The following is a 6,450-nucleotide window of genomic DNA, read 5'->3' on the forward strand; positions in this document are numbered from 1 at the left end:
GAACCCCTCGACAAGGTTCATCGTCCCAGCCCAGAAGGCACTTTCGCGTTACCGCTCATGATCCGAACACGGTCCCAAGTGAAACGCGCAGGCTAGTCATGGCAGTGAACCCGAGTTGGCTTGGGCCCGTTAACCAGGCAGATGGTGTTCCGCGCAGGCAGTTGGTGCGGGACTGCGTCCAAGCGGGTGTCGCAGGGAGAGACGAGGGGTCGGAACTGTCATGCAGAGTCACACAGCCGGACAGAAGCGGAGATCGTCGCGCGAGGACGAAGAGACCGAGGCTGTTGCCGAGCCGGCGAAGAACGCCAAGGGCGCACCGGGAGTCTCCACGGAGGAAAGCGATGACCTTCTCGAACAGATCGATGACGTCCTGAGTGTGATCGAGAATCCCGAAGAGTGGGTCAAGGGCTTCAAGCAAAAGGGCGGCGAGTAGGAGCCGCACCAGATCGCTGAGCAGAGGGAGGAAACCTTGCCGCGGAAGCTGCCCATTCCGGCCATGGAGTTATTGGGCGCCTTGGCTCGAAGATTTCTGGGCTGTTCCGGTCCCGCACGACTCACGGACCTTGACGGTCTCCATGCCAGTCGTGACCTCCTTGTCATCAACGGGGAGGTCTTCCAGCCCGACTACGCCCTGTCTGCCGGATTGGATCTCGGAAGTATCAAGACCTTCTTCTGCGGAATCGGTGACATCGCGTTCTCCGTCGAGACTGAACGCACACGAGTATATGAGACCGTTGGCGGCAGGGACCTGGCGGACTTCGGGCTGATCCAGGTCGCCGCCTACCCCCGTCCAACAGCCACACTGCTCAGCTCCATCTCCGCCTATCTCACACACAAGCACCGGCCTCCGATTAACGCTGCCGCGATCAGTGCGCCCACCAAGCTCTACCAACTCATGGTCCTCGCCCAGAACGGACTGCCGGTCCCCTCATCTCTTTACCTCCCCCGGCACCTCCTGGACAGATCTTTCGAGGATGTGGCCGAGGGGCTTGGCCTGCCCTTCGTTCTGAAGGCGATGAACGGCAGCGGCGGACGGCTCAATTATCTGATCGAGACCAAGGTTGACTTCCTCCGACATGTCCTCGATCCCGCCCATGCCAAAGTCGGATTTCTTGCCCAGCGGTTCATCGCCAACAACGGCGTCTTCCGGATACTGGTGCTTGGCGGGGAAGCTCCGATCGTCATGCACCGCTGTAACACCGACGGAACTCATCTCGCAAACACAGAGCAAGGCGGCCACGCAACCCTGTTCGAGACGGAGACCTTCGAGCCCCGCGTGATCGAGATGGCCGTCAGAGCAGCCGAGCTCATGGGCTGCGACATCGCCGGCGTCAATGTGGTGCAAGACCGCCACACGCGGCAATGGCATTTCCTGGAAGTCACTTCCAGCCCGGCCATCGGGAGCGGAGCGTTCGCGGCAGAGAAGACGCGGGCCTACTCCTCCTACCTCCGCACCAGGCTCTGCCCGTAGTACACGTTTATGCGGGTCTGTAAGAAATTCGGCTCTGTCTCACTTTCGGCGGCGACGCAGTGTGGTTGGTGTCGTTGACATGACATGCGAGATGCCAACGAGCACACCAGCGCATCGACGTGCCGCCCGACCGCAAGGCCGACACGCTCCAGGTGTGGCTGCGTGACCACCCCGGTATCGAGATCGTGTGCCGCGACGGCTCCGTGTCCTACGCCGATGCGATCCGCCGGGCCCTGCCCGATGCCGCGCAAGTCAGGGACAGGTGGCACCTGTGGCACGGCCTCACGCGGGCGGTCGAGAAGGCGGTCGTGGCCCACGGCGGCTGTTGGGCGGAGGCCGGGCCAAAGCGACGGATGCTGACACGCGAGCACACCACCCTGGAACGCTGGCACACCGTCCACGACCTGCTCGGCAAGAGAGTGGGCCTGCTGGACTGCGCCCGCAGGCTGCACCTGGCGCTGAACACCGTCAAACGGTACGCACGCGCACCCGAGCCCGACCGATTGCGCCGACCGCCCCAGTACCGCGCCCGCCAGGTCGACGCCTACCGGAACCACCTGCGCCGGCGCTGAACGGATGGGCCCGGTGTGCCGGTCAAGCGCCTGCTCGAGGAGATCCGCCAGCTCGGATACATGGGCAGCCTCAACCTGCTCTACAAGTACATCAACCAGGGCCGCCTGGAAGGCGACCGGATCACGCCCTCGTCGCGCCGCCTCGCCTCCTGGATCACGAGCCGCCTGGAGAACCTGCCCGACAGGGCCCGTACCCACCTCGGCGAACTCCTCACTGCCTGCCCGGAGATGACCACACTGGCCCAGCTCGTGCGCGACTTCGCCCATCTCATGGCCGAGCGCCGCGGCACGGACCTCGACGCATGGATCAAGCAGGTACGCGAGGCTGGCCTGCCCGAGCTGGACGCCTTCCTCAACGGCCTCGACCAGAACCACGAGGCCGCCGTCGCCGGGCTCACCTCCCCTACAGCAATGGCCCACCGAGGGCGTCAACACCAAGACCAAGATGATCAAACGACAGATGTACGGCCGCGCCGGATTTCCCCTCCTCCGCCACCGCATCCTCCTCGGACAGCAACATGCTCCGTCACCATCGAAAGGATGCTGTTGGTGATCTTCAGGTCGTCAGCCTTTGACAGAGCCGCTGGAAGTGGCTGGGTGGTCGTGGCGGAGAATTCGGTGTGGTGCCGGGCGGGAAGCATTCGCTGAGTCGGACGATGTTGGTTCCAGCGGCTGTGAGCACGTGCTGGACGTGCGTCTTTGCCAGGCCGCGGTAGCGGCAGTGGCGCAGGCCATGAGCGTGGACCGTTTCTGAGACAGTGGCCTCGCAGCCCGCGCGGATGGCATAGCGCCGCTGCCAGCTGCTGGTCTTCTGGTCTTTCCTGACCTGTGACTGGATCTTCTGCTGGGGCTCGGGCAGCAGGAGGATGCGGCGTCCTTTGCCATCGACGTTGCCGGTGCACTTCAGGCGGTCGTCGCATTCCCGGCATGCCTTGCGGGGGAAGAGGACGGACAGCCGGGGATGTCCGTCGCCCAAGGCGGGTTTCCAGGGTGGGCTGGTGATGCCGTTCGGGCAGGTGAGGGTGCGGTTGTCCCAGTCGATGTGGAAGTCCTCTTTCGTGAAACCCGGTCGCTGGGCGGCTTGTGGGTCGTCGCGGACCGGGCCGAGCAAGGGGATGCCCCAGGTCATGGCCGCTTGGTGGATGCTGTCCGGGGTGACATAGCCGCCGTCGACGACGTGATCGAGGGGCTGAAAGCCTTGGTGGGTCAGCTGTTTGTGGATGTCGTCGAGGGCGTCGATGTCCTGCTGCGGCGCCGGGCGGGTGACCACCTGGACGATGACGTTGGGGCTGGTCTCGTCGCAGGTCTCGGTCTGGTGATCGCGGTAGCCGATCCAGTCGCGTTGGCCGGCCGCGGTGACCTTCTGGCTGTAACGGGCCTCGGGATCGTGCGGGGTGAAGATCTCCATCGTGGACCACGGCACCCGTGCAGAATCAGGATCTGATCGGCCGTCCGCCGAGGTCTTGCCGGTGTTCCTCTGCCCGGTCGCCCTCCGGCTGGCCCGGTCGCGGGTCGACTTCGCTTGCCGCCAGCGGAGTTGGCCCGATGCGTCGTGCCAGTACTGCTGGACCCAGACCTGCCGCAGGACCTGCACGGACTTCAACTCCCGCAGCCCAGGCGGGGCATCGTCGTGATAGACGGCGCGCAGGATGTGCAGCCCGTCCTCACCCACCCGCAGCACCCAGGCGATCAAGGCGTCTCCGCCGCGGGGAAGCCGGTCATAGCGCACCGGCCGGCCATACTGGTCTGCCCAGTCAGGAGTCACGAGAGCGGCCAGCCACCCCTCGCCCTGCAGCGCGAGGTCCTCCAGAGCACAGCGCAGCGTCTCAGCGACCAGTTCACCCCGGTTCAGACGGCGCACCGCCGCCAACACGTGGGTGGAATCCGTCCGGATCCGTCCCCGCCGCTTGACCAGCCCGGCTTCTGCAAGCCGGTCCACGACCAGCGCCAAGAGCCGGTCCGCGCGATCGCCCTCGGCCACCCGGCCACGGAATTCGCTCAGGACCGTGAAGTCGAATCCCGGATCGTCCAGCTCAAGGCCCAGACAGTACTTCCAGTCCAGGCGGCAGCGGACTGCGTCCGCCGCCTGCCGGTCGGTGAGGTTCTCCGCGTACTGCAGCACGGACACGAGAGCCAGCTGAGCCGGCGACAGCCCACGCCGTCCGCCAGCCGGATACCAGTCGGCGAAGTCGACATCCGTGAACAGGCCGTCCAGGCGATCGCGCACCCACATCGCGGCCGTGCCCCGTGGATTGCTCGCCGATGCCATCCGCACCGTCACCGGCGGAATCACCCGCCCCGAAACCGAACCCATTGCCACTGCGGTCACCCCTCCGACCGCCGAAATCGCCCCGCTCCCACCAGCGCAGCATCACGAGGACATGAACACAGCCACGGTCAGCAGGCTTCACCCCATCGAGTGAAGATCACCAACAGCATCTCGAAAGTGAGACAGAGCCGAAAAATTGACAGTCCCCCAACCAGGGCTGCACCGCCGTGGCTTTTCAGCGCATGCGGAATCGTTCGAACCTGCAATGGATGGGACCGCCAGCCGCCGAGGCGAACGCCGCGAGCGGCACGGCCGTATTCCGGAAGAGGACCATCGGCCATCCGATCCCGGGAGCGTCATGCCGCAGGACCAGTTGTTCATTCCAGTCAGCCGAGTCCGTCCAGCCCGCCGGCGAGGTCGGACGGCACAGTTCTTGTCGCTCGTGGTGACGGTTACTGCCGTGTCGATCGGGATGGCCTCTACGACCTGGGCCGAGCCCAGTCAGGAGTGCACACGGCCGGGAACCGAGCGATTCGCAGGCACGCCCTGGGCACAACAGTGGCTCCGGGCGGACCGTGTGCATCACCTGACCAAGGGTTCCGGTGTTCTGGTCGCCGTGGTGGACAGCGGAGTCGATGCGGCCGTCCCACAGTTGGCGGGTGCGGTTCTCCGTGGGAGGAACACCGTCGCTCGAGGGCCGGGCGACCGGGACTGCCTGGGGCGAGGCACTTTCGCAGCAGGCCTCATCGTGGCACGGCAGGCTGAGGGGACCGGCGTTCTCGGCTTGGCCCCGGAAGCGAACGTGCTGCCGGTCAGGCAGAACACTGACGCGCGGGACGGCACCTCAAAGAGCATGGCGGACGCCATTCGGTACGCCGTTGACTCCGGGGCGCGGGTGGTGGCGGTCAGTGCCAGTCCGGTTGGGCCATCAAGCGTGCTGGAACATGCCGTGTCGTACGCGGACAGACACGGGGTCCTGGTGGTGGCAAGCGCCGGTATGTATGAGACGGCTGATGGGTCGGAGCACCAGGGCTACCCCGCGGGCTACTCCGCGGTGTTGGCGGTCGCCGGGTCGGACCAAACCGGCGTTCCAGTGAACTCGGCCGGTCTGGGAAAGATCGACCTGCTTGCGCCCGGCAAGGAGTTGGTAGGACTGGGTATCCGTACACCGATGCATGTCCGGGGCGACAGCTATGACGAGGGTTCCCCGGCGGCGCTGGTGGCGGGCACCGCCGCGCTCGTGGCCGCCTATCGGCCTGGACTGGATGCTGCCGCTCTGTCGCGGAGACTTCGGGAATGCGCGGATCATGCTCCTGGCCCTGTGCCGAACCGGAAAGCTGGTTGGGGGGTGGTCAACCCTTACGCGACAGTGACCTCAGTGCTGTCTGGAGAGGCCGGACCAGGCCCCGGGAAGGCGGGCGAACGCCCGAAGGCCGTCGTGCGCGACCGGTTCACCGGAAGGGTACCGGTGATGGGCGTCGAGCTGCCGGACCATGGACCACGCAACCACGCTCTGGCCTTCAGCGGCATTGCGGCAATTCTCGCTGCCGGCCTGACGGCAGCGGCCTTGCTCGTACCCCGCGCCTGTCGTCGGAGCCGGGAACAGGCCGAAGGCTGATCAGATCGGGCGGCTGTGCCGCTAGCCGCCGCAATCGAGTGGACTCGTCTGTGGACTCCAGCCGCTGGGTCCACAGACGCGCCCGGCTTTGCGGCGGTCGTGCGTTTCTGATGAGACACGCCGACCACAGCTCGTCACTGGCTGCCCTCATTCTCGTCCGACTCATGCTCGGAAGTTCCGTATGAACCGCCCCGGGTTCGGTAGAGATCTCAGATTGTGGTTGTGACCTGGGGTTTCGTGGATTTCATGTAGTAGGTGGTCTCGTACTCGACGGGCGGGACGTGGCCTATCTCACCGTGGAGTCGGCGGTGGCAGTACCAGTCGATCCACTCGGCGGTGGCGAGCTCGACCTGGGAGAGCGTCTTCCAGGGCCGACCGGGTTTGATCAGCTCGGTCTTGAACAGGCCGATCGTCGATTCCATCAGGGCGTTGGCACTCGCCGTCGAATGCGCTCGTTCCCCTCGATGACGATGGATGTGTGCGGCTGGTCCATCCGTTTCATCCCCGGTGTGGTGAGGCT

The 6,450-nt window shown here is 65.5% G+C and carries 5 protein-coding genes and 1 pseudogene; 4 read left to right on the forward strand and 2 right to left on the reverse strand.

All coding sequences use genetic code 11. The annotated features are described in order from the left end of the window. Positions 1-220 precede the first annotated feature (220 nt). The 3 genes and pseudogenes from ACWGI8_RS36725 to ACWGI8_RS36735 all read left to right on the forward strand — a co-directional run. A complete protein-coding gene (locus tag ACWGI8_RS36725; RefSeq protein WP_453667771.1) occupies positions 221-433 on the forward strand; it encodes a ubiquitin-like protein Pup in 213 nt (70 codons plus the stop codon). A gap of 36 nt (positions 434-469) precedes the next feature. Further along, entirely contained in the window at positions 470-1,471 is a 1,002-nt protein-coding gene (locus ACWGI8_RS36730) for an ATP-grasp domain-containing protein (RefSeq protein WP_453667773.1), read from the forward strand. 104 nt (positions 1,472-1,575) lie between these two features. Beyond that, positions 1,576-2,596, forward strand: a pseudogene (locus ACWGI8_RS36735) (ISL3 family transposase); the annotation flags it as partial. 3 nt (positions 2,597-2,599) lie between these two features. Here ACWGI8_RS36735 and ACWGI8_RS36740 read toward each other — a convergent pair. Next, a complete protein-coding gene (locus ACWGI8_RS36740; RefSeq protein WP_453667775.1) occupies positions 2,600-4,372 on the reverse strand; it encodes an IS1182 family transposase in 1,773 nt (590 codons plus the stop codon). 412 nt (positions 4,373-4,784) lie between these two features. On the opposite strand from ACWGI8_RS36740, the gene ACWGI8_RS36745 reads away from it, so the two are divergent. Beyond that, positions 4,785-5,930, forward strand: a complete 1,146-nt coding sequence (locus tag ACWGI8_RS36745; RefSeq protein WP_453667776.1) for a S8 family serine peptidase — start codon at positions 4,785-4,787, stop codon at positions 5,928-5,930. A 209-nt stretch (positions 5,931-6,139) separates the two neighbouring features. Here ACWGI8_RS36745 and ACWGI8_RS36750 read toward each other — a convergent pair whose 3' ends face one another. Next, positions 6,140-6,406 carry an integrase core domain-containing protein gene (locus ACWGI8_RS36750; protein WP_453667777.1) on the reverse strand — a complete coding sequence of 89 codons (267 nt, stop codon included), beginning with the start codon at positions 6,404-6,406 and terminating at the stop codon, positions 6,140-6,142. Positions 6,407-6,450 lie beyond the last annotated feature (44 nt).

Source organism: Streptomyces sp. NPDC054841, assembly GCF_053611045.1.